Raw genomic sequence first — 19,288 nt, forward strand, 5'->3', positions numbered from 1 at the left:
CGATCACAAGGTCGCCAGCGACACACCGGGGCGGATCGCCACCGCGCACGGATTTCGGTCGAGTTTTCGGGACTGGGCATCTGAAAATGGCTACCCGCGTGATCTGGCGGAAAGAGCTCTAGCGCACACGATCAGGAATGCGACTGAGGCTGCCTACCATCGCACGGATCTGCTTGAGCAGCGCCGGGAGATGATGATTACTTGGGAAGCATGGGTTTTGAAACTAACCAGCGGGTGATGCCAGACAAAAACAAATAACACATCCTACGATCACTAGTATTTCGTGGCTTTATACCGGAAGACGAAGCGAACGGCCTCAAAGGGCGGGAAGCGGACATTTGTTGCGGATTAAATTAATGTCCGCTCCGCGGGACGAAGCGAACTTACGCTGCGGTCGCGCCAAGTTCTGCTGTGTCTCAGTACGGACGCGTCGCGACTTAAATCAGTTTGCCTGGTCAGGACGCGGTAACTTTGCTCGTCGATGAACCTGAAGTCACGGAGGAATTTATCTTGATATTTGATATTTGATGTTCAGCTGACCAAATCGGTCGCGGCTTAAGCATTGGACATTAACAGTACATCGGCCGCAGCTGCGCCTCGCGGGCGCTGCTCTGCGCTCGGGCAGCCAGGTCAGCCTGCCCGCTCTGCGTTTGCTCGAGATGCCTTTGACCGATCTGCCCGAACACGCCGTGTTCGCGAGGTAGAGGACCGCCCCGCCCATGGGTTAACGCGACGCCTTGATGGCGTCAGCCAGCAACTTGGCCATGACCGACGATGCCTTGACCGACGGATGGACCCGGTCCGCATCATAATACGACATGTCCCCCGGATCGATCGCCTGATGGGCTGGCACGAGGGTTACGCCCTCCAGTGCATCCAGCCTATCCGCGAGCGCCCGAAGATCGGCGACGCAGCCGGAAAAGTCGTTCCCCCCGGTCGGCGGGTCCGGATAGCCTAGCACGAAGACCTGGGTGCCATCCGCAACGACATTACTCAGGAACGCGCCGAATGCGCCGCCCCCATCTTCTGTCAGCAGCCTGTCGACCTCTTCGGCGCAGCCCTCGCGGCACCCGCACCTTTCCCCCAGATCATTGCCGCCGCCCGTCATCACAACGATATCGGGCCGGTCACCGCCCAGCTGTGCCCGGATATCGAGCCCTTGTCTGCGGTTCCAGAACCCGGTGCTGACCTGCGAACCGGCAAGGGACCGGTCATCGACGGGAACGCCCAATTCCCGCGACAGCTGGGCCGGGATCGACTGCGCGCCGTTCCAGTACATGATACTGTCGCCGATGGATATGATGTCCTGCGCCTGCACCGGCGCGGCCAGCAAAAGGGAAAGGGCCAGCGCGGCAGAGCGAATGATCATGAACGCCTCCGTTGGACAATGTCATATGATCATCGTCCCGCAGCATGACAGGACAATTTAAGTGTCATCTCTCGTCTCCGGCGCAGGCGCGCAAGCGGCGCTCGGGGTCACCCCGGCCACCTAGTCCTGCACGACTGGCCGCAGGCGCGTCCCGTCGCCAAGCAGGCCGACGCCGCATTCCCGGGCGGGCAAGAGGCAATTCTCGACGATCATTTTCATGATCTCGGGATCCCAGCCGTTCATCCAGTCTGCGTGCAGGCTCACCCCGGGTGCCGTGACATCCGGCCGGTCCGACGAAAAGCGCCAGGTCGACGGCGGCCCGGTCTCGGCGGTCACGTAGATCGCGAAATTGTAGGAAATTTCCGGAATGGCCACTGGGTGGGACGCCGGGCACCCACCCGTTCCCGCCATGGGCGGCTCCGCTTCGCGGGGATAGGCCATGTGGCTGCGGTTATCGGCCGCGGAGAGGGTCTGCCCGTCCCAGCACTGCGGGAAGACCACGCGCACCTCGAGCAGCTCGTCCTCGGGACAGTCCGGCAGGGTATCGACATGATCGAGCGGATCGCCGGGGTCGAACCATCTGCGCTCGGGTTGCCAATTCGCGCAGCGGAACCTGACCACATGCGTCCCCTGTGGCGCGGTCGCGTGGGCATCCCCGGCGATCATCCGAAGGCCCTCCGGTGGCGGCACTACTGCCGAGGCCGGCACATGATAGCCGGTCTTGTAGTAGAAGAGCGGCTCGACATATTCGATCCGCTCACCGCGCCCGTCGTAGATAGCAGGCACCCAATAGGCGGACCGATTGAGCGTGCCGCCGTCACAGGTCGTGCGACCCGCGTCGTTCAGGTCCGCCACGGTGGTGTGCGCGTCGACGCCTGGATTGCCGAAGAACACGTGGTGATGCGCTGCACCCGGCTGTCCGGGAAACACCAGCGGGTCGTCATGGCTGGTGTGGGACTCCAGGCAATGCGTGCGGAACGCGCCGCTTCCATCTTCGCGCTCATCCACGAAGTCATTCGCCCGGACAAGCCCATCGGGCGCGGTCTGGGCAAAAGCGGGCGATTGCGCGACGGTCGTGCAAGCCAACACGGCCAGCACACTGCCGTTCACCAAGATCGCAATTCGGTCCGAAAACAACCTCATCTCAACCGACAACCCCCAAATGGCGTACTGTTTGACGCGAAGATTACGTGGATCGGATCTCTGGACAAGCATTTTTGGCCCGAGCGCTGTCGGCAGTCGGGTAGGTTGTTTGAACTGGACGGATCAACCCGTGCCGCCGTCGTGTTCTAGCCTTGCGCCGGCTATTCAGTGTACCGGGGAGACTTGGCCCACCTTTTTCCTTCCGTTTTGGCCTTGATCGCGGTCAAGGGCATAACGGAGGCGCTCTCAAACGGCGGATGGTGGCGAGGATCACACGCATCATCGCGCCTGCAACCATAACCTTTGCCAGCTTGAAGTGATGGCACGGGCGTGACGCCCGATGCGGGCCCCGATTTTGATCAGCTTTGATTGTAGACTGATCAATGACCAATCGGCCATCACGTCAGGCAGTTAAATTCAGCTCAGGAACGTGTCCAGATTAAAGGCCAGTGCAAGCAATTGTAGTTGCACGTCGTTTTCACCGAGGATCCAGCATTACAGCCGCGTCCGGCGAAAGCCATGTTTGTCTTCTTTATTGTGCTGCTTGGCTGTGCCGCGCAGATGATACAGCTGCACCACGCAATCCAGCGCCATCCGCAGCTTAAGAAGCGGACATTGGCGCAGCCGTATCATCAGTTAAAGAAGGCTCGGAACGGACCTTCGCCGCTGCGTGATCGAATGTCCGCTTAGGACCGGAAGTGTCGCGACCACTCTTACTTGGCCAGGCAATTTCAGATAAAACGCTGACCGCCCGAGACGTGCTCTTAGGTCTGAAGCCAATCGTTGATTTCCTTGACAAGCTCACCCCGGCTCGAAGAGCCGAACGTGGTTTCAAGGGGTATACATCCGGTTGCGGTTCTTGGCGCCAGCCGCTCGGTCGGTGCGTCATCGGTCTGGTTCTTTCAGCGTAGACACGTTCGATTCTTGCAAGTCCAATGACCTGCCGGTTGGTCCGTCCCAGTCTCCGGCGCTCGCTGACAACATTGCCTGCCCCTTTGTCAAAGACAATGGTGTGGTTCGGGAAGAAGAACCGGCCGGTAGCCAGAAACACTATGCCGGCAAGGCTCATACCGACTTGGCCAGCCGTATCATGCGGTTCGGCTGTCCAGGCCCCGTAGAACGGCAGGAGTGCGCAACAGGCCAACCCCAATTGTGGAAGTTTGTGCTGGCTTTTCAAAACCAATTTGGTCTGAGTGTGTATGACGGTGAACATGGCGGACAGTGTATGACAACAAGTCCATATGACGAATTGAGATATCCAACACTTCAGTTGGGACGCACAAATCCCATTATTGAGCAATTCTTTTCGGGCCTTTGCCAGTCGATTACACTGTATGACACAGCTCGGTTTAGGACAGAAGCGTTCCCGGCCCGAAGCCGTCATCGGCCGCTGCAGCGGTTGATGGCGGAATTTCACGTCCCATTGGGTTTTCTGGTTCCAAATTCAAATCTGAAAACGGATATTTGGTCGGGCCGTTAAACTCACTCTAGCGCATGCTGAAAGAAGATAAGTCGCGGCATGTCGTTGATCGTTCATCTCATAGCAGCTCGCTTTTGCCGACCCAATTGGCAAGACCTACCCAGTTGGAATAGGAGGCCATCTTATTTTCATCGGTTGCATTGCCTTGCGCGATATCAGGATCTCATACATATTCAAATATAAGAATTTAAAGTGAGGGAACGCCATGTCTTTGTCTCGCCGTGCCTTTCTGTCCGGCTGTGCCGCGATGCCGATTTTTTGTATGCCTCTTGCCAGGTTCGCTGTGGCGGAAACTGCCATCGGCGACGGCACGCTCACGACCCTGAGCGACGGGCATCTCACCCTACCTGGCAGCTTCATCTTCGAGCCCATGCCGCAGGACGATCTGGCGCCGCTTTTGAGCCAGACCGGGATCTCCAAGACGACGCTGACACCAGACTGCAATGTCTCTCTTTATCGGGACGGAACCAATACCGTGCTGTTCGATGTGGGCGCTGGACCTGACTTTCAGCCTTCGGCCGGAAAACTGCTCGATGCCTTGGGCAAAGTAGATGTCGCACCTGAAGACGTCACCCATGTGGTCTTCACACATGGCCACCCTGACCACATTTGGGGCCTGCTCGACGAGTTTGACGATCCGCTGTTTTACGATGCGACCTACATGATCGGCCGGGCGGAATGGGACTATTGGATGAACCCGGAGACCGTCAACACGATCGGAGAGGCCCGTGCGTCCATGGCCGTCGGTGCGAAACGGCGGCTGGAGGCGATCGAGGACGCAGTTGAGTTCTTTAACGGCGGAGACGAAGTGCTGCCCGGTATTCAAGCCGTCTCGACACCCGGCCACACGCCGGGACATATGAGTTTCGAGGTGCGTCAAGGTTCCGAAGCGGCGCTGGTGATCGGCGACGCAATCGGCAATCATCATGTTGCGTTTATGCGGCCGGAATGGCCGAGCGGTTCGGATCAAGACAGCGATCTGGGCGCCAAAACCCGCGCGGCTCTTTTCGACCGGATCGTTGCCGACGATCTGAAGATCGCAGGTTTCCATTTGCCCAATGGCGGAATTGGTCATGTGGAGCGCAACGGCGCCGAATTCCGCTTTGTCCCGGAGGCTTCGTGATGCGCGTTCTTGGAGTGCTTATGTCCGCCGTTCTGGCGGTGTCCGCGGCGCATGCCAGTGAGGACATTGCCGACCAATACCCGGGCTCGCCGCTGTATTCAAAGCCGGTCGAGGTCATTCCGCATGTCTGGTCGGCAATCGGCGCCACCGCGCCGCCGACCTACGAAAACTCCGGACACAACAACAATCTCAGCTTCATCGTCACTGGGGATGGCGTCATCGTGATCAATGGCGGCGCGGCATATGTGCTTGCCAAGGCGCTGCACGACGAGATCAAGGCCATTACCGACCAGTCCGTACGACTTGTCATCGATGAGAATGGCCAAGGTCACGCGATGCTCGGCAATTCCTATTGGGCTGAACAGGGTGTTCCGATCCTGGCCCATGTCGACGCCGCCCACGAAATCGAAGAGCGCGGCAACCAGATTCTGGAAGCCATGAAACGCTATAACAGGGACAAGGCCGAGGGCACGTTTGTTGCTCCACCGACCGAAACATTTGAAGACAAGCATATCATCGAGATGGGAGATTTCTGGATCGAGGTGCTGCACCTCGGCCCGGCCCACGGCCCCGGCGATACCCAGGTCTGGCTACCGGAACAGAGCCTTGTGATCGCGGGCGACATGGCGTTTCACGAACGCATGCTGCCGATTTTCGAAGATACAATTGTCGCGGACTGGCTGGAGACATGGGAGACCGGCTTTGAGGCCCTGAACGCAACCTATGTCATTCCGGGCCATGGCCACCCGACTAACATGGCGCAGGTGCGCCGGTACACGCGCGACTACCTTGCCTATCTGCGGAAAAAAATCGGCGAGCATCTGGACGATGGCGGCGACCTTGCCGACGCCTACTATGTCGACCAGTCTCCCTATGCGCATCTCGACACGTTCGAAGAACTTGCGACCAAAAATGCCGGCCGGGTCTATGAACAAATGGAATTTGAGTGAGGCCGCAGCGTTACGCTGCGACCGGCCGGCGTGCCAGTTCGCACCGGGTCCATAGGCTCTCCAGCGCGGTCACCAGGTGCGCGATGTCCTCTTGGGAATGAACCGGAGACGGTGTGATGCGGAGGCGTTCGCTCCCCTTCGGGACCGTCGGATAATTGATGGGCTGGATGTAGATCCCGTAGTCTTTCAACAAAACGTCCGAAATGAATTTACACTTCACCGGATCGCCCACCATAACCGGGATGATATGGCTCGGATTGTCCAGATGCGGCAGACCGATTTCATCAAGACGCCGGCGGACTGCAGCAACATTCTCCTGCTGCCGGCGGCGCTCTTCACTGCTGCACTTTAAATGCCGGATCGAAGCTGCTGCACCCGCGGCAACTGATGGCGGCAGAGCTGTGGTGAATATGAACCCGCTGGCAAATGAACGCACAAAGTCGCAAAGCTCGGCCGATGCGGCGATGTAACCGCCCACAACTCCGAACGCCTTTCCAAGAGTGCCCTCAACCACGGTAATGCGGTCCATGACCCCGTCCCGCTCAGCGATACCGGCACCGCGCGCGCCATAAAGCCCGACCGCGTGCACCTCATCAAGATAGGTCATCGCCCCGTAGCGATCTGCCAAGTCACAGATCTCGCGAATTGGGGCAATGTCGCCGTCCATCGAATAAACGCTCTCGAACGCGATCAGTTTTGGCTGCCCGGCCGGGAGCTCGGCGAGCTTTTCCTCCAGATCCTCAAGGTCGTTGTGTTTCCAAATCACCTTTTTGGCGCGGCTATGCCGGATCCCCTCAATCATAGAGGCATGATTGAGCGCATCAGACAGGACAACACAGTCCGGAATGCGCGCGGCCAATGTTCCAAGTGCCGACCAATTCGCCACATACCCGGAGGTGAATAAAAGCGCGGCGTCCTTGTTGTGCAGATCGGCAATTTCAGCCTCCAAAAGCGCATGATCATGCGTGTTTCCGGAGATGTTGCGCGTGCCTCCTGCCCCGGCGCCGCACCGGTCTAGGGCCTCATGCATCGCAGCCAGCACAGTGGGGTGCTGGCCCATACCGAGGTAGTCATTTGAACACCAGATCTTCACGTCCCCAGCACCGTTGTGCCAGCTGGCATTGGGGAAGTTGCCGCAGTGGCGCTCAAGTTCTGCGAAGGTCCGGTAATTCCCGTCCTCTCGCAGAAAGTCGAGCTCGGAGCGAAAGAAACCGTTGTAATCCATCAATTCCCCACTGCCTCCGCAACGATTTGCTGCATCAGGTTCTCAACTGCCTGCATGGATCCATCCGGATAGTCCTTATGTCCAATCAACACGCCCTCGTCCGTGTCCATGACAAAGATGCCATAAGGGCAATGGGTGATGTTCATAGGATCTTTTTCCATGACCTGGCGCGATATCACAGCCGAGCAGAATAGGAAGATGTCAGCGTTTTTGAAGATCATCGTGTCGCTGCCCACATCGGCTCCGGTCCGGTTAAGCATCTCGCCCACATGACTGACAAAGTCTATGACCAGCCCCTGTCCCACGATCGCGCTTTCAACCGCAAAGGTCGCGTCTTCGAACGACCCGTCAAACGGATACGTAAAAGGCTTTTCAGCGAGGGCAGAACCACCAAGAGCAAGCCCGAATGCTGCTGCGATTAGAATCGATTTCATAGCGTAGTCCTCCGTTTGTCGGGCAAACCTTTTATAAGCCCGCGCCCCGCGCATTGAGCCAAGTTAATGCCGGGACGCGGAATCTTCGATCAGCCGAGCATGTCCGAGGTGATACCCGTGTACCAGCCTTCCGATTCCTCGTAGGTCGCCTTGCGCAGGTCGGCACTTTCGCCTGTCTGAGAGATGAAACCGTCGACCTTGGCGATTTTCTCCGGCGTTGCCTCATAGGTTGCGCCAACCTTGACGCCGTCATTCGGGGCAATCAGGGACCAGCAGGTGTTGGCAAACTTCGCCGGGAACACCTTTGACCCTGTGAGAGCACCTCGAACCGCATTGGCGCAAACCTTGGCCTGAGAATTTGCAGAATAGCCTGACTTCGGCATGTCGCCCTGACTGGACGCGTCCCCGAGCACATAGATGTCGGCATCGGCTTTGGTCGACATATCCGTGGCGTTGACTGGAGCCCAGTTACCATCGGTGACACCGGCCAAATCAGCAATGCGACCGGCCTTCATGGCGGGTATGACGTTACAGACATCCACCTTGGTTTCTTCACCATCAATGGTGACGGTCATTGCGTTAGGGTCAACGGAAACGTTCCCGCCGCCGAAGTCCTCGCCAATCCAGTCAACCATGCCATCATAGTGGTTCGCCCAACCTTCCTGAAACAGAGCCATCTTGGAAAATTTCGGCTTCGGATCCGCGACAATGATTTTGGCTGTCGGATTGTTCTGTTTAAGGAAATGCGCAACCATCGATACACGCTCATATGGTCCGGGCGGGCAGCGATATGGGTTCGGAGGCGCAATCATGGCGAAGGTTCCGCCCTCGGGCATCGCCATTAACTGCGCTTTCAAAAGCTCTGATTGCGAGCCTGCCTTATAGGCATGAGGCATTGCGTTCTGTGCACTCAGGCCCCAGCCTTCGACAGCCCCTTCCACGAAGTCGATACCCGGGCTCAGGATCAACTTGTCGTAGGGCACCGACCCGCCACCGGCCAGCGTGACGGTCTTGGCGTCGCGATCGACACCGATGGCCCAATCGTGGACGACATTGACGCCGCCGGCGGCCAAACCGCCGTAGGAGTGGCCGATATCCTCGATTTCCTTAAAGCCACCGAGATATAGATTGGAGAAGAAGCAAGTGTAGTACTTTCTTGTTGGCTCGATCAGGGTAACATCGATACCCCCTTTACTATCTTTGGCCAGATAGCGAGCCGCCGTCGCCCCACCTGCACCTCCACCTACGACAACCACACGTGGTTTGCCTTGCGCCTTGACCATTGGAGCTGACAGGGCCGCCGCCATCGCAGCAGATGTTCCGATAAACTGCCGTCTATTCAGTGTCATTTTTTCCTCCATAAATGCACTGTTGTTATTCTTCGAGCACAGCAAAATAGGCAGCGAGCGCCGCTATCTCCTCCGCGTTCAGCCGTCCTGCCATCATTTGCATGACAGGATGAGATCGGTTCTTGTTCTTGTAGGCATGCATTGCGAGCACGAAGTCTTCCTCAGGCCACAAAACGATGGACGGGATGCCGTCATCACCTCCACTTGTTTGATGGCATGTGGTGCACTCGCTGCTCAGGTATTCGCCGTATTCCGGATCGCCTTTCAGAGCGAGAATGGCTGGATCGATGTCATGATCAGTCGGTGACGCGGTCGGATCGGCTTCCGGTATGTTGGCCGGGCTATCGGAAAAGACGCGTAAATATGCGATCAGATCCAGCCTCTCTTGAGGATTCTTCAGACCGCGGAAACTCATTCGTGTTCCACTGGCAATCGCTTTCGGATTTTCCAAAAACGCATCCAGGGTGTCCGCGTGCCATTCCAAGCCACCGGTCCCCGCGCGCATCAGCGCCTTGGAGTAACGGAAGTCGTCATGGCTTGCAGCCTGGCGCCCAAAAAGACCGTTCAGCTGCGGGCCGATCCGATGTTTTGCGCCATCACCAACTTGGTGGCAGCTTTTGCATTGCCGGTAAACTTTCTCACCAGCGGCCGGGTCCCCGAACTTATCAGCAACGGCTACAGTAGAGATGACCGACGCGGCAACACCAAAGATGATCCCGAAGACCCGCATCTCCCCCTCACTCTCCAACCGATTTTAGATAAGCGGTGATGGCGTCCAGATCCTGTTCCTTCCGCAGGCCGGAGAACGCCATTTTCGTGCCCTTCATGTAGGACTTTGGCTTGGCCAGGAATTCGGCCAAAGCAGCCTCGTCCCACACCTTGCCCTCTTCATGAGCAGTCTTGAACACCTTGGAATAGCTAAAGCCTTCAACAGAGCCCATCTGGCGCCCTATCAGGGCGTTAAGGTGCGGACCAGACTTGTTTTTCGCCCCTGAACCAACATCATGACAGGCTTGGCATTTGCGGAAGACCTTCTTTCCAGATGCAATAAGTTCCGGATCGACGCTGGCGCTCACAGCGGCGACGGTCTCCGTCCCGCTTGTCGTGTCGCCTGTTTGGGCACTCGCAACGAAGGTAGGCGTATCCTCGGCACTTGCATCGTTCATGACCGAGTCGCCGCCACCCTCCGGCGTCACGTCAAGGAACGTCGCACGCATTGTGATCTCGACGCTTGGCTTGCAGTCTTCCATGCAAGGCTCTGTACGCCAGTTGGAATACTCGAGTTCCGGACGGTCATCGATCACAAAGCCGTCCGTATTGTACATTTCAAACTCGGCGAAATTCTCGTGGCTCAGTTCAAAGTCATCGTCCACAAGATCGTTGGAGTAGAGAATGTAGGCTACGATCGCATAGGTTTCGTCGGCGGTGAGGGTTTGAGCCTCGCCGAACGGCATAGATCGATGAACATAGTCCCAAACAGTCGACAAATACGGCCAGTAGGAGCCAACGGTCTTTACCGGATCCTTGTCGGCCAGCGTGTCGAAACCGCCAGCAAGAACAGGCCAGTTGTCGACACCTTCGGCAAAGTCGCCGTGACAGGATGCGCATTTTTCGGCGAACACCTCATCGCCGGTAAAAACGTCCCCACGGCCTTCCGGAAGACCCCGACCATCGGGCAGAACATCCACATCCCAAGCCGCGACTTCTTCAGGCATCGCCCCGCGGCCTAGGCCAAAAGCGCCATCCCTCGTAGGGGCCGGTTCTGTCATGTCGCTGCCCGCAGATGCGCGCTCTTCTGCAACAGCCTGGATCTCGGCAACCTTCTGGCGGAGTTGGGAAACGGTTTCGGCCTCCTTGCTTGCCCGCTGAGCCGCGTCCTCAGCCCGCAAGGAGATCTGCTCAACCTTGTTTTCAAGGGAGACGATTTTCGTCTGCCCATAGTCCATATTTGCGATCAACAAGGCGGCGGAAAGGGCCAGAGCGGTGCCCCCAGCGACCGGGAGGACGATTTCCTTAAGAGACTTCGACATTCTCGGCGACCCCATTTTCGTTCACAAACCAGGTTTGAATACAGTTGTTGTGATAGACGGCGTTCTCACCGCGCACCTCACGGAGCTGGTTTTTCGTCGGCTGTACGTAACCGGTCTCGTCCATCGCGCGCGACTGTAAGAGCATTGGTTTCCCATCCCAGTTCGTGTCCAGGTAGAACCGGGTGAGTGCCTTGCTGTCGCCCTGCTTTCCAAGACGTGCAGTTTCCCAGCTAATGCCGCCGTCCTTCGACACATCGACACGGGTGATCTTCCCGTGGCCGGACCAGGCGAGCCCTGAAATCACAAGAGGGCCCTGCCCATGCGTGATTGGCATTTGCGGACTTGGCGAAGTGATCACGGATTTGGCGTCCATCACCCAGGTCCATTTGCGCGCAGTTCCATCATCGTAAACGTCCGTGTATTTGGAGGTTTCCTCGCGGCTTTCGACGGCCATGTCCGTGACTTCGATCCGGCGGAGCCACTTGACCCACATATTGCCTTCCCAGCCCGGAACGACGAGGCGAACCGGATAGCCATGCTCCATGCGGAGGGCTTCACCATTCGCCTTGAAGGCGACGAGAACGTCATCAAGGGCCTTTTCCATGGGGATCGAGCGTCCGTTGGAGGATGCATCAGCCCCTTCCACATAGACCCACTTGTTCTTCAGGTCTCCAGCAGCATCCAGCCCGGCCTCGTTCAGCAATGTGCGCAGAGGAACACCGGTATATTCCATGTTGTGGATCATACCGTGCGTGAATTGCGCGCCGTTCAGCTGGGCACCTGCCCATTCCATGCCTGTGTTGGCCGCGCACTCGCAAAAATAAACATGATTTTCGCGCGGAAACCGCTCAAGATCGGAATAGTTGAAGACGAGCGGCCGGTCGACCAGCCCGTTGATCATCAAGCGGTAGTCTTCCTTACGCAGCTCGATGGCCCCGGAATGATGCCGCTCAAAGGCACATCCCTGAGGCGTAATCGTTCCGTCGAGGGCATGGATGGGCGTGAAGTTGATCGATGAGATCGGTGACGCCGTAAGCCATTCAACATTCCGGCGAACGACATCTTTTTCGAAGCTAATCGGCAAACCGTACGGTGTCTCATCCACTCCGGCGCCTGTAAGCGAGGCCCATTCCTGAACCTCTGTTATCAGAGGGTCAGCTTCCTTTGCACTGGCAGCGCCTGCAACAGAGACCCCTGCCAGCGCTACGCTTCCCTTCAAAAAGGACCTGCGGGAGGTTTTCGTGTTCTTGTCCATCAATTCGGCTCCCTGCCTCACCTATGCACCAATGACGTCAACGCTGTTGTTGGGCTGCGTGGTGACCGTGCCCAATTTGCGGATATGGTCTTCAACAACGTCCCAGATCTGCGGGCCTTCTGTCCCCTCGTTCACACTCGCCCAGCCGGCGATAACGTAAGACCGAGCCGGGTCAATGGCTTCACCGGTCTTCAGAAGGGTCATGTTGGAGATGCGGCTCCCCTGCGGCTGTCCAATGTCGATGCGATAGCCAAGGCCGCCCGTGCGCACCATGTCGCCGCCCTGCTGATAATAGGGGTCCGGGTTAAAGATGTTGTCCGCGACGTCTTCCAGAACGACCTTCAGGAACTCGCCGGTCATTTCAGTCCGGTAAGCCTTGCCGTAGGTCATGGAGGTTACGTTGAAGATATCTTCGCGGGTAATGTCCTGTCCGGGAACAAGCGACGGCCCCCAGCGGACACCCGGACTCAGAGCAATTTCGGCATCTCGTTCGGAGAGCAACGCATCACAAATCAGGTCATCCCAGGTGCCGTTGAAATTGCCGCGGCGATACAATAGGCTGTCGGTCTTGCCGATCACTTCGGTAAGCTCTGGAAGATGAGGCGCACGTTGCTCGTCAATCAGCGCCGCAACTTCAGCATCGGCCTCGATCACATCGGCGAATACCGGGATGAGTTTGTGGCGGAATCCCGTCATTTGACCGTTCTGCACGTCCAGATCAACCCGGCTAACGAACTTCCCATTCGAGCCAGACGGTACAATGATCGTTTTTCCCGACAGAACCGGTTCTGGCAGCGCATCATGCGTGTGACCGGACAATATGACGTCGATACCGCTGACAACGGTGGCCATTTTCTTGTCCACGTCGAAACCATTATGGCTCAACACGACCACGCACTCCGCGCCCTCAGCCCGGACTTCGTCCACCATGGCCTGCATATTTTCATCGCGGATACCGAAGGCGAACTCAGGGAACATCCAACCCGGGTTGGCAATCGGCATGTAAGGGAACGCCTGGCCGATCACGGCAACCTTGGTGCCGCCGCGCTCGAACATCTTATAGGGTGGGAACAGCTCTGTCGGCTCGTCCCATTCGACATCGAAAATGTTCTGGCCGAGCGCTGCAAAAGGGAGGCTCTCGACAATCTCGGTAACGCGGTCGCTGCCCAGCGTGAATTCCCAATGGAACGTCATGGCATCCGGGTTGAGCGCGTTCATGACGTTGACCATGTCCTGGCCTTGCGTCTTGTAGCAGGTGTAGGACCCGTGCCAAGTGTCGCCGCCGTCGAGCAGAATGGCATCAGGACGATCGGCCCGGATGGCCTTGATCACGGTTGCAACACGGTCCAGTCCACCGACACGCCCATAGCCTTTTGCCAGAGACGCAAAGTCGCCAGAGCTCAAGGCATAATGGCTCGGGCTTCCGTCCGCGATCCCATAAAGTTTGCGGAACTGTGCGCCAGTTACGTGTGGAACTGCGCCTTTATTTCCGCCGACGCCGATGTTTTCAGACGGCTCCCGGAAATAGATCGGCTTCAGCTGGGCGTGAATGTCAGTTACGTGAATGAGCGAGATGTTCCCGAATGTGTCAAACTCAAGCAACTTGTCCTGTGTAAGGGTCTGTTGTGCAGCAAGGCGAGCCCATTTGCCGAACCCTGACGCGCCAACGATCGCAGACGCAGCCATCCCAACCTGAAGAAAATCGCGACGCGAAATCATAACTCTATCGGCTCCGTTAAACACATTCGAATAATTGAATGTTTTTCTTCCAAAAAAGGGCCCGAGCGGTTCGCCCGGGCCCTCAATGCAGTTTAGTTGCGTACGGACGGACCTTCGACGCTCAAACCGTTCCCGCGTGAGGCGACATACAGTTGAAGAGCGACGAACTCAGGCGAACCGGGCTTGAACGTTTCTGCACGCGTATCCCGTACACAGCCTTTGAAGCGGGCATGTACCGAGTTCAACTTCGTGTTCTTCAGCCTGTAAGTAGGAAAGCCGTTGATCTGTCCCTGGCTGAGGTGATCCGCCCTGATCATCATGCCATAGCTGTCTTCGTGGCAGTTGGCACATGATAACTCCAGCTGACCAAAGCGCGTGTAATAGAGTTCTTTGCCTTGCTCCCAAGTTTCCTTGGCCGGACCGTCAATGGCCACGTTCACCGGCAAGCCGCGGGAAACCGATGAAATCAGCGCGATCATGTCGGTCATGTCTCCGCCGGTGTATTTCCATTTTTCCGCGCCCATGCGCGTTTCGCGGCAGTTGTTGACCTCCATTTCAAGGGTGGTCACCTGGCCTTTGTCTTCATTCCATTTCGGATATTCAGCGCGCAATCCGGCCATATCTTCCGGTCCACCGTGGCAGCTTGCGCAGGATTTGCCTGCAGACCCGTCAACCGTTTCCCAGTCGACAGAAGCGTTCTCAACTCCAATCATGCCCGGATTGTCGAAGTCATCCATCTGGAAAGCCTGGGTTTCGTCAGAGCGGAACCGCCATCCGGAATAGATCGTGGAGAGGTTTTCTGCGTGAGCGGGCGCATCTGTCTCTGTCACGATCGAGATGTCACCATTAATGGTGAGGCTGTCCTCGTCGGGATCCGCAAATGCAAGTCCGGACACGCCGACCAAAGCTGCCACGGAACCGATTGCCATTTTCGTTATTTTCACGCCTGCCTCCCTCTCCAAGACGTTCGCTGGCTTGCTGTTCAGCCGACCGTGATCTTCTTTGATGTATCGTAAACCGACCCATCGTCGTCGTACCAAGTGAACTTGAACTCCCCAGATTCGGGAACGACAGCCTCGAATTGGAAATACGGATTGGTCGAAATTGCAGGTTCGAGGGTCACGTCCACAACGTTCTGACCGTTGAAGTCTGCGGTAAACCGGTTGATGATCGAGCGTGGAATAATGTTGCCGTCGTCATCCTTGCGCTGGCCGCTTTCCATCTTGTGGCTGATCAGCGTCTTGATGGTGATGGTCTCGCCAGCAGACGCTTTTTTCGGGACCTTCACCCGTGGTTTCACACCAGATGCCATGATTAGTCTCCTGATACTTTTAGGATCAGCCGCCGCAGCCGCCGATGGTCACTTTCACGTTCGCCTTCGCCAACTGGAAGGACCCGTCCTCCATCTTCGCGATCGCCACCACGTTTTGTGTACCGGCAAGACGGATGCGGGTTGAGGCACTGCGCGAGCCACTGAGCGGACCAAACTTGAAGGTCGCAACGCTCGGAACAGGGTTTCCGTCCGCAAACAGGGTGACTTCGGCAGCACCCGGCGCATCGAATTCAATCGGTACCGTGTTCCCGTTTTCGGCAATCTCCGGTGCAGTGAGTGTGATTGCGCCCTCACCCAGATCCGCACCGCCTGTCAGGGCTGCAATGGCATCATCTGTCAGGCTTGCAAACGCAGGCAGGCTGGAAATACTCGCCAGGGCGAATGTGCTTGAGCCGATTGCGAGTAGTTTTCGCCGTGTTAGTTCCATTTTGATCTCCATTTCAGGAAGCTCATTGCTCGTTGAGGGTCAAGAGAAACGCGACCACGTCCTCAACCTGCTGGGCGGTCAAGAGTGGCTGCACGTCACCGTCCCCATGAGCGTCGCCGGTATAGGCGTCTCCCAGCCGAACGAATCCCTCGGTTTTATAGAAAGAAGGCATCATGCTGCCTTCGAACATGACTTTCGCGTTAGCCACGATGCCGCGGATTTCCGCCTCGGACCAGCGATCTGCAACGCCGTCAAGCGGTGGGCCAATTTCACCATGAAATGACAAGTGGCTCAGAGCTGAAACCTGGTGACAGGCAATGCAGTTGCCGGCCCCCTTGTCCATAATTTCAGCGCCGGAAGCAGGATCTCCTGCTCCACCGGAAAGCGACGCTTCGATCGCCCCGTCAACAAATACAACATCTGCCGGCTGAATTTCAGCGGCCGACACCGAAGATGCGGCGACACAGGCTGCAAGGCCAAACAATGCGTGTCTCATGCGTCCTCCCAAAGACGATTCCTATCCGGTCTTGAGTGCGACGATACATCACATATTCGACTTTACGCAATAACAAATTCAATTAAATGAATTTATCGATTTGTTCGCAATTGCAGCATTTTACGTAATATCTTTTCCCGCGATGCGGCAAATATCTAATTTTGTTGATTTTCAAATTTGCGGGCGTGGTATTTTTGAAAAGGCTCATCGGTTTCATAGCCCTCTTCCACCACCCAGCTCAGCATGTTCAATGTCGTCCAGCGCCCGAACGCTCCCGGCATATTTGCCACAGCGGCCTGTGGCGCCGACTTGTCATCAGACACTTCGGACGGAAAGAAATAGATGTTCGGTGTAAACAGCGCCCCCCAGCGCCTCACCATATCCTTTTCCGGCAATGCAATGCCGTCAAAATCGGTCACCTCTACGTCGCCGAACATGTTGATCTGCACTACGAAATAGTTGTCCTCGATATACTCTTTTATTTCTGGAACGGTGAACACTTCTTCATGCATACGTTTGCAGTAAATGCACCCGCGCTGCTCGATGATCACCATGAGGCGTTTGCCTTCAGAATTCGCCTCCTCAAGATCTTCGGACAGATCCTTGAACGTATCACGCAGCCAGTCGGGTTTGTGCAGACCGTCATCCCCCAATTCCGCAGCATGAACCTGACAAGCAAAGACCAACGCGCACAGTACTGCAAACAGACGTTTCATTGCACTTCCTCCCAGACTAGCCGATGGCGCTGAACCAAGGGATCGTATCCAGCATCCATTGGGCAATCAGATTGATAGAATTGGTCGCGATCAGAACCCCAAAAACGATCAAAAGCCCTCCCATGAGCTTTTCGATGGTGCCGAGATATTTGCGAAACCGGGCCATCCAGGACATAAACGGCCCTATGAACAGGGCCGCCGCGACAAACGGCAACGTCATTCCGAGCCCGTAGACGAACAACAGCATCGCCCCTTGCCCGGCCGTTTCCTGCCCGGCCGCGGTGAACAGGATCGCGGCAAGAACAGGTCCGACACAAGGTGTCCAGCCAAAAGCAAAAGCCAACCCAACAACAAAAGCACCGGCAAGCCCCACACTGGACGAATTGCTGGTCTCGACCCTGAGCTGCCGGTACAAGATCCCAATTCGGATAACGCCAAGAAAATGCAAACCCATTGCGATGATGATCAGGGCGGCTATCCAGCGCAAAACGTCGAAATACTCACGCACAAGCTGGCCGAAGGTTGTGGCTGCAGCACCAAGACCCATAAAAACCGTTATGACACCGAGGGCAAAACAACAGGCGGACAGAAAGGCCCGCAGCCGGACCGCTCCTGAAATCGTCCCGCCCGCGTCAACCTGGTTCAGCCCGACACCCGCAAGATAGCTCAGATAAAACGGCACGATAGGCAAGATACAGGGGGACAAGAACGAAAGCAGACCTGCTGCCAAGGCACCGAAAAAGGATATTTCGAACATGGGCTGGGCTGCTTCTCAGCTTGTTATATTCATAAATTAGATTATGATTAAGTGTAAAGCTTCGTCAATCGAGGAAACATCGTGGCCCTGATAAAGACGCTGATCGTGCTTTTGATCGCGCTCGCGCTTCAGCCGGCAGCAGCCGAAACCTATCTCTACATGGCAGAGGAGGATGGCTGCTCGTGGTGCGCGAAATGGGATAACGAGATCGCACACATCTATCCAAAGACGGCAGAAGGAAAAACGGCGCCTCTAAAACGATTTGACCTTTTCAGCGATAAACCGAACGTTACCTTTAAAAACAGGGTACGGTTCACGCCGACGTTCATTCTCGTACAAAATGGGGTGGAAGTTGATCGAATCGAAGGCTATCCCGGCGAAGACTTTTTCTGGAGTTTGCTCACCATGATGTTTAAGCGGGCAAACATTCCGCTGGATCCGACAGGTTGAACAACGATGACTGGAAATGCGTCAACGACATCTGAGACTATACAAGACGGCCAGTCCCGGTTGCCCGTGTTCGATGCAGACATGTGCGCTGATGACATGGACCGGATGATGAAGAACGCGCAGCGGGCATCCAATTTCCTGAAAGCCATCAGCCACGAAGGACGCCTGATGATCCTGTGTCATCTGGCGTCCGGCGAAAAATCCGTGGCTGAGCTGGAAAGTCTCCTGTCTGCGCGACAAGCCGCCGTTTCACAACAGCTCACCCGTCTACGCCTAGAAGGTCTGGTTACCCCTCGGCGGGACGGCAAGGCCATTTACTACAGCTTGACAGATGACCGCCCCAAGCAAATCATGGAGGTGGTCTATGACTTATTCTGCCGTGAGGACTAGCGACACATAGTCAAAGATGTGCGGTTTCGGCGGGATCCGGTTTTTTGGGAGGAACCGGCTATGCTTGAGGCTCTTGGAGAAGCCAATACCGTTGCGTTAATTGGGCTGATGGGAGGCATTGCGCTCGGATTAGCTGCGCGGATTGGTCGATTTTGCACATTGGGCGCCATTGAAGACGTGCTCTACGGCGCGGATGATCGCCGCCTTCGGATGTGGGGCCTAGCGATTGGCGTTTCCATCATCGGCACCCATATGGCCATGTCGGCAGGAATGCTCGACGGCGCAAGCACAGCCTATCTGGACCGTGTCTGGAACCCCTTTGGATCAATTATCGGCGGTCTAATGTTTGGCTACGGCATGGCGCTCAGCGGAAACTGCGGCTACGGCGCACTTGCCCGCCTTGGTGGCGGTGATCTTCGTGCTTTCGTCATCGTGCTGGTAATGGGGCTTTCAGCCTATTTTGTCATGTCTGGCCCTCTTGCCAACATGCGTGTCTGGCTTTTCCCAGTCGAAACCGGTGCGGAGACACCGCAAGGTATAAGCCAGCTTTTTGACACCAAGCTCGGTATCACACCGGCTTTGACAGGCCTCATCGTAGGAGGTCTTATTGTTGCCTACTCCCTCAGTAGTTCAGCTTTCCGC

At 56.6% G+C, this 19,288-nt stretch carries 20 protein-coding genes and 2 pseudogenes; 6 read left to right on the plus strand and 16 right to left on the minus strand.

Annotation, left to right across the window (positions count from 1 at the left end):
• A pseudogene (locus tag E1180_RS22385) lies at positions 1-238 on the plus strand (integrase); the annotation flags it as partial.
• Between the two features lie 486 nt (positions 239-724).
• Here E1180_RS22385 and E1180_RS05085 read toward each other — a convergent pair.
• The 3 genes and pseudogenes from E1180_RS05085 to E1180_RS22390 form a co-directional block, all read right to left on the minus strand.
• Positions 725-1,369 carry an SGNH/GDSL hydrolase family protein gene (locus tag E1180_RS05085; protein ID WP_155190016.1) on the minus strand — a complete coding sequence of 215 codons (645 nt, stop codon included), beginning with the start codon at positions 1,367-1,369 and terminating at the stop codon, positions 725-727.
• A gap of 120 nt (positions 1,370-1,489) precedes the next feature.
• On the minus strand, positions 1,490-2,506 hold the full coding sequence (locus E1180_RS05090; RefSeq protein WP_196220536.1) for a DUF1996 domain-containing protein: 1,017 nt from the start codon (positions 2,504-2,506) through the stop codon (positions 1,490-1,492).
• Between the two features lie 229 nt (positions 2,507-2,735).
• Positions 2,736-3,112, minus strand: a pseudogene (locus E1180_RS22390) (transposase); the annotation flags it as partial.
• Positions 3,113-4,197: 1,085 nt separating this feature from the next.
• Here E1180_RS22390 and E1180_RS05095 point away from each other — a divergent pair.
• Together E1180_RS05095 and E1180_RS05100 are read left to right on the plus strand one after the other, a co-directional pair.
• Positions 4,198-5,115 carry an MBL fold metallo-hydrolase gene (locus tag E1180_RS05095; protein WP_155190020.1) on the plus strand — a complete coding sequence of 306 codons (918 nt, stop codon included), beginning with the start codon at positions 4,198-4,200 and terminating at the stop codon, positions 5,113-5,115.
• On the plus strand, positions 5,115-6,065 hold the full coding sequence (locus E1180_RS05100; protein ID WP_155190022.1) for an MBL fold metallo-hydrolase: 951 nt from the start codon (positions 5,115-5,117) through the stop codon (positions 6,063-6,065). Before E1180_RS05095 ends, E1180_RS05100 begins: the two co-directional genes overlap by 1 nt.
• A gap of 10 nt (positions 6,066-6,075) precedes the next feature.
• Here E1180_RS05100 and hemA read toward each other — a convergent pair whose 3' ends face one another.
• The 13 genes from hemA to E1180_RS05165 form a co-directional block, all read right to left on the minus strand.
• Positions 6,076-7,290: a 5-aminolevulinate synthase gene (gene hemA, locus E1180_RS05105; protein ID WP_155190024.1), complete on the minus strand. Its 1,215-nt coding sequence runs from the start codon at positions 7,288-7,290 to the stop codon at positions 6,076-6,078.
• Positions 7,290-7,724 (minus strand): DUF302 domain-containing protein, encoded by a 435-nt coding sequence (locus E1180_RS05110; protein ID WP_155190026.1) that lies wholly within the window; start codon positions 7,722-7,724, stop codon positions 7,290-7,292. Before E1180_RS05110 ends, hemA begins: the two co-directional genes overlap by 1 nt.
• A gap of 89 nt (positions 7,725-7,813) precedes the next feature.
• Positions 7,814-9,073, minus strand: a complete 1,260-nt coding sequence (locus E1180_RS05115) for an NAD(P)/FAD-dependent oxidoreductase (protein ID WP_155190028.1) — start codon at positions 9,071-9,073, stop codon at positions 7,814-7,816.
• A gap of 25 nt (positions 9,074-9,098) precedes the next feature.
• On the minus strand, positions 9,099-9,803 hold the full coding sequence (locus tag E1180_RS05120; RefSeq protein WP_155190030.1) for a c-type cytochrome: 705 nt from the start codon (positions 9,801-9,803) through the stop codon (positions 9,099-9,101).
• Between the two features lie 7 nt (positions 9,804-9,810).
• On the minus strand, positions 9,811-11,103 hold the full coding sequence (locus tag E1180_RS05125) for a c-type cytochrome (RefSeq protein ID WP_155190032.1): 1,293 nt from the start codon (positions 11,101-11,103) through the stop codon (positions 9,811-9,813).
• Positions 11,087-12,358, minus strand: a complete 1,272-nt coding sequence (gene soxC, locus E1180_RS05130) for a sulfite dehydrogenase (protein ID WP_155190034.1) — start codon at positions 12,356-12,358, stop codon at positions 11,087-11,089. The genes E1180_RS05125 and soxC overlap by 17 nt, the downstream gene beginning before the upstream one ends.
• Positions 12,359-12,379: 21 nt before the next feature.
• A complete protein-coding gene (soxB, locus tag E1180_RS05135; RefSeq protein WP_155190036.1) occupies positions 12,380-14,077 on the minus strand; it encodes a thiosulfohydrolase SoxB in 1,698 nt (565 codons plus the stop codon).
• A 92-nt stretch (positions 14,078-14,169) separates the two neighbouring features.
• Entirely contained in the window at positions 14,170-15,021 is an 852-nt protein-coding gene (soxA, locus tag E1180_RS05140) for a sulfur oxidation c-type cytochrome SoxA (protein WP_283404482.1), read from the minus strand.
• 38 nt (positions 15,022-15,059) lie between these two features.
• Entirely contained in the window at positions 15,060-15,389 is a 330-nt protein-coding gene (gene soxZ, locus E1180_RS05145; RefSeq protein ID WP_155190037.1) for a thiosulfate oxidation carrier complex protein SoxZ, read from the minus strand.
• A 25-nt stretch (positions 15,390-15,414) separates the two neighbouring features.
• The gene (gene soxY / locus E1180_RS05150; protein WP_155190039.1) at positions 15,415-15,837 is read right to left on the minus strand and encodes a thiosulfate oxidation carrier protein SoxY; all 423 of its coding nucleotides are present in this window, start codon (positions 15,835-15,837) and stop codon (positions 15,415-15,417) included.
• 22 nt (positions 15,838-15,859) lie between these two features.
• On the minus strand, positions 15,860-16,333 hold the full coding sequence (gene soxX, locus E1180_RS05155; RefSeq protein WP_155190041.1) for a sulfur oxidation c-type cytochrome SoxX: 474 nt from the start codon (positions 16,331-16,333) through the stop codon (positions 15,860-15,862).
• Positions 16,334-16,488: 155 nt separating this feature from the next.
• On the minus strand, positions 16,489-17,049 hold the full coding sequence (locus tag E1180_RS05160; RefSeq protein ID WP_155190043.1) for a thioredoxin family protein: 561 nt from the start codon (positions 17,047-17,049) through the stop codon (positions 16,489-16,491).
• Positions 17,050-17,065: 16 nt separating this feature from the next.
• Positions 17,066-17,806: a cytochrome c biogenesis CcdA family protein gene (locus tag E1180_RS05165; protein WP_155190045.1), complete on the minus strand. Its 741-nt coding sequence runs from the start codon at positions 17,804-17,806 to the stop codon at positions 17,066-17,068.
• Positions 17,807-17,887: 81 nt separating this feature from the next.
• Between E1180_RS05165 and E1180_RS05170 the strand changes: the two genes are divergently transcribed.
• The 3 genes from E1180_RS05170 to E1180_RS05180 form a co-directional block, all read left to right on the plus strand.
• Positions 17,888-18,256, plus strand: coding sequence for a thioredoxin domain-containing protein (locus E1180_RS05170; RefSeq protein WP_283404483.1), 369 nt, complete (start codon positions 17,888-17,890; stop codon positions 18,254-18,256).
• Between the two features lie 6 nt (positions 18,257-18,262).
• Complete coding sequence (locus E1180_RS05175; protein ID WP_208996944.1) at positions 18,263-18,646, plus strand: ArsR/SmtB family transcription factor; 384 nt, start codon at positions 18,263-18,265, stop codon at positions 18,644-18,646.
• Between the two features lie 60 nt (positions 18,647-18,706).
• The coding region (locus E1180_RS05180) for a YeeE/YedE thiosulfate transporter family protein (protein WP_155190047.1) at positions 18,707-19,288 on the plus strand (582 nt) is incomplete at its 3' end.

This window comes from Roseibium denhamense (assembly GCF_009711415.1).
Classification (GTDB): Bacteria; Pseudomonadota; Alphaproteobacteria; order Rhizobiales; family Stappiaceae; genus Roseibium; species Roseibium denhamense.

What these genes read in the sequence shown, in the direction of transcription:
- E1180_RS05085 (WP_155190016.1), bottom strand. Translation starts at nt 1,369, where the DNA reads ATGATCATTCGCTCTGCCGCGCTGGCCCTTTCCCTTTTGCTGGCCGCG.
- E1180_RS05095 (WP_155190020.1), top strand. Translation starts at nt 4,198, where the DNA reads ATGTCTTTGTCTCGCCGTGCCTTTCTGTCCGGCTGTGCCGCGATGCCG.
- E1180_RS05100 (WP_155190022.1), top strand. Translation starts at nt 5,115, where the DNA reads ATGCGCGTTCTTGGAGTGCTTATGTCCGCCGTTCTGGCGGTGTCCGCG.
- hemA (WP_155190024.1), bottom strand. Translation starts at nt 7,290, where the DNA reads ATGGATTACAACGGTTTCTTTCGCTCCGAGCTCGACTTTCTGCGAGAG.
- E1180_RS05110 (WP_155190026.1), bottom strand. Translation starts at nt 7,724, where the DNA reads ATGAAATCGATTCTAATCGCAGCAGCATTCGGGCTTGCTCTTGGTGGT.
- E1180_RS05115 (WP_155190028.1), bottom strand. Translation starts at nt 9,073, where the DNA reads ATGACACTGAATAGACGGCAGTTTATCGGAACATCTGCTGCGATGGCG.
- E1180_RS05120 (WP_155190030.1), bottom strand. Translation starts at nt 9,803, where the DNA reads ATGCGGGTCTTCGGGATCATCTTTGGTGTTGCCGCGTCGGTCATCTCT.
- E1180_RS05125 (WP_155190032.1), bottom strand. Translation starts at nt 11,103, where the DNA reads ATGTCGAAGTCTCTTAAGGAAATCGTCCTCCCGGTCGCTGGGGGCACC.
- soxC (WP_155190034.1), bottom strand. Translation starts at nt 12,358, where the DNA reads ATGGACAAGAACACGAAAACCTCCCGCAGGTCCTTTTTGAAGGGAAGC.
- soxB (WP_155190036.1), bottom strand. Translation starts at nt 14,077, where the DNA reads ATGATTTCGCGTCGCGATTTTCTTCAGGTTGGGATGGCTGCGTCTGCG.
- soxZ (WP_155190037.1), bottom strand. Translation starts at nt 15,389, where the DNA reads ATGGCATCTGGTGTGAAACCACGGGTGAAGGTCCCGAAAAAAGCGTCT.
- soxY (WP_155190039.1), bottom strand. Translation starts at nt 15,837, where the DNA reads ATGGAACTAACACGGCGAAAACTACTCGCAATCGGCTCAAGCACATTC.
- soxX (WP_155190041.1), bottom strand. Translation starts at nt 16,333, where the DNA reads ATGAGACACGCATTGTTTGGCCTTGCAGCCTGTGTCGCCGCATCTTCG.
- E1180_RS05160 (WP_155190043.1), bottom strand. Translation starts at nt 17,049, where the DNA reads ATGAAACGTCTGTTTGCAGTACTGTGCGCGTTGGTCTTTGCTTGTCAG.
- E1180_RS05165 (WP_155190045.1), bottom strand. Translation starts at nt 17,806, where the DNA reads ATGTTCGAAATATCCTTTTTCGGTGCCTTGGCAGCAGGTCTGCTTTCG.
- E1180_RS05175 (WP_208996944.1), top strand. Translation starts at nt 18,263, where the DNA reads ATGACTGGAAATGCGTCAACGACATCTGAGACTATACAAGACGGCCAG.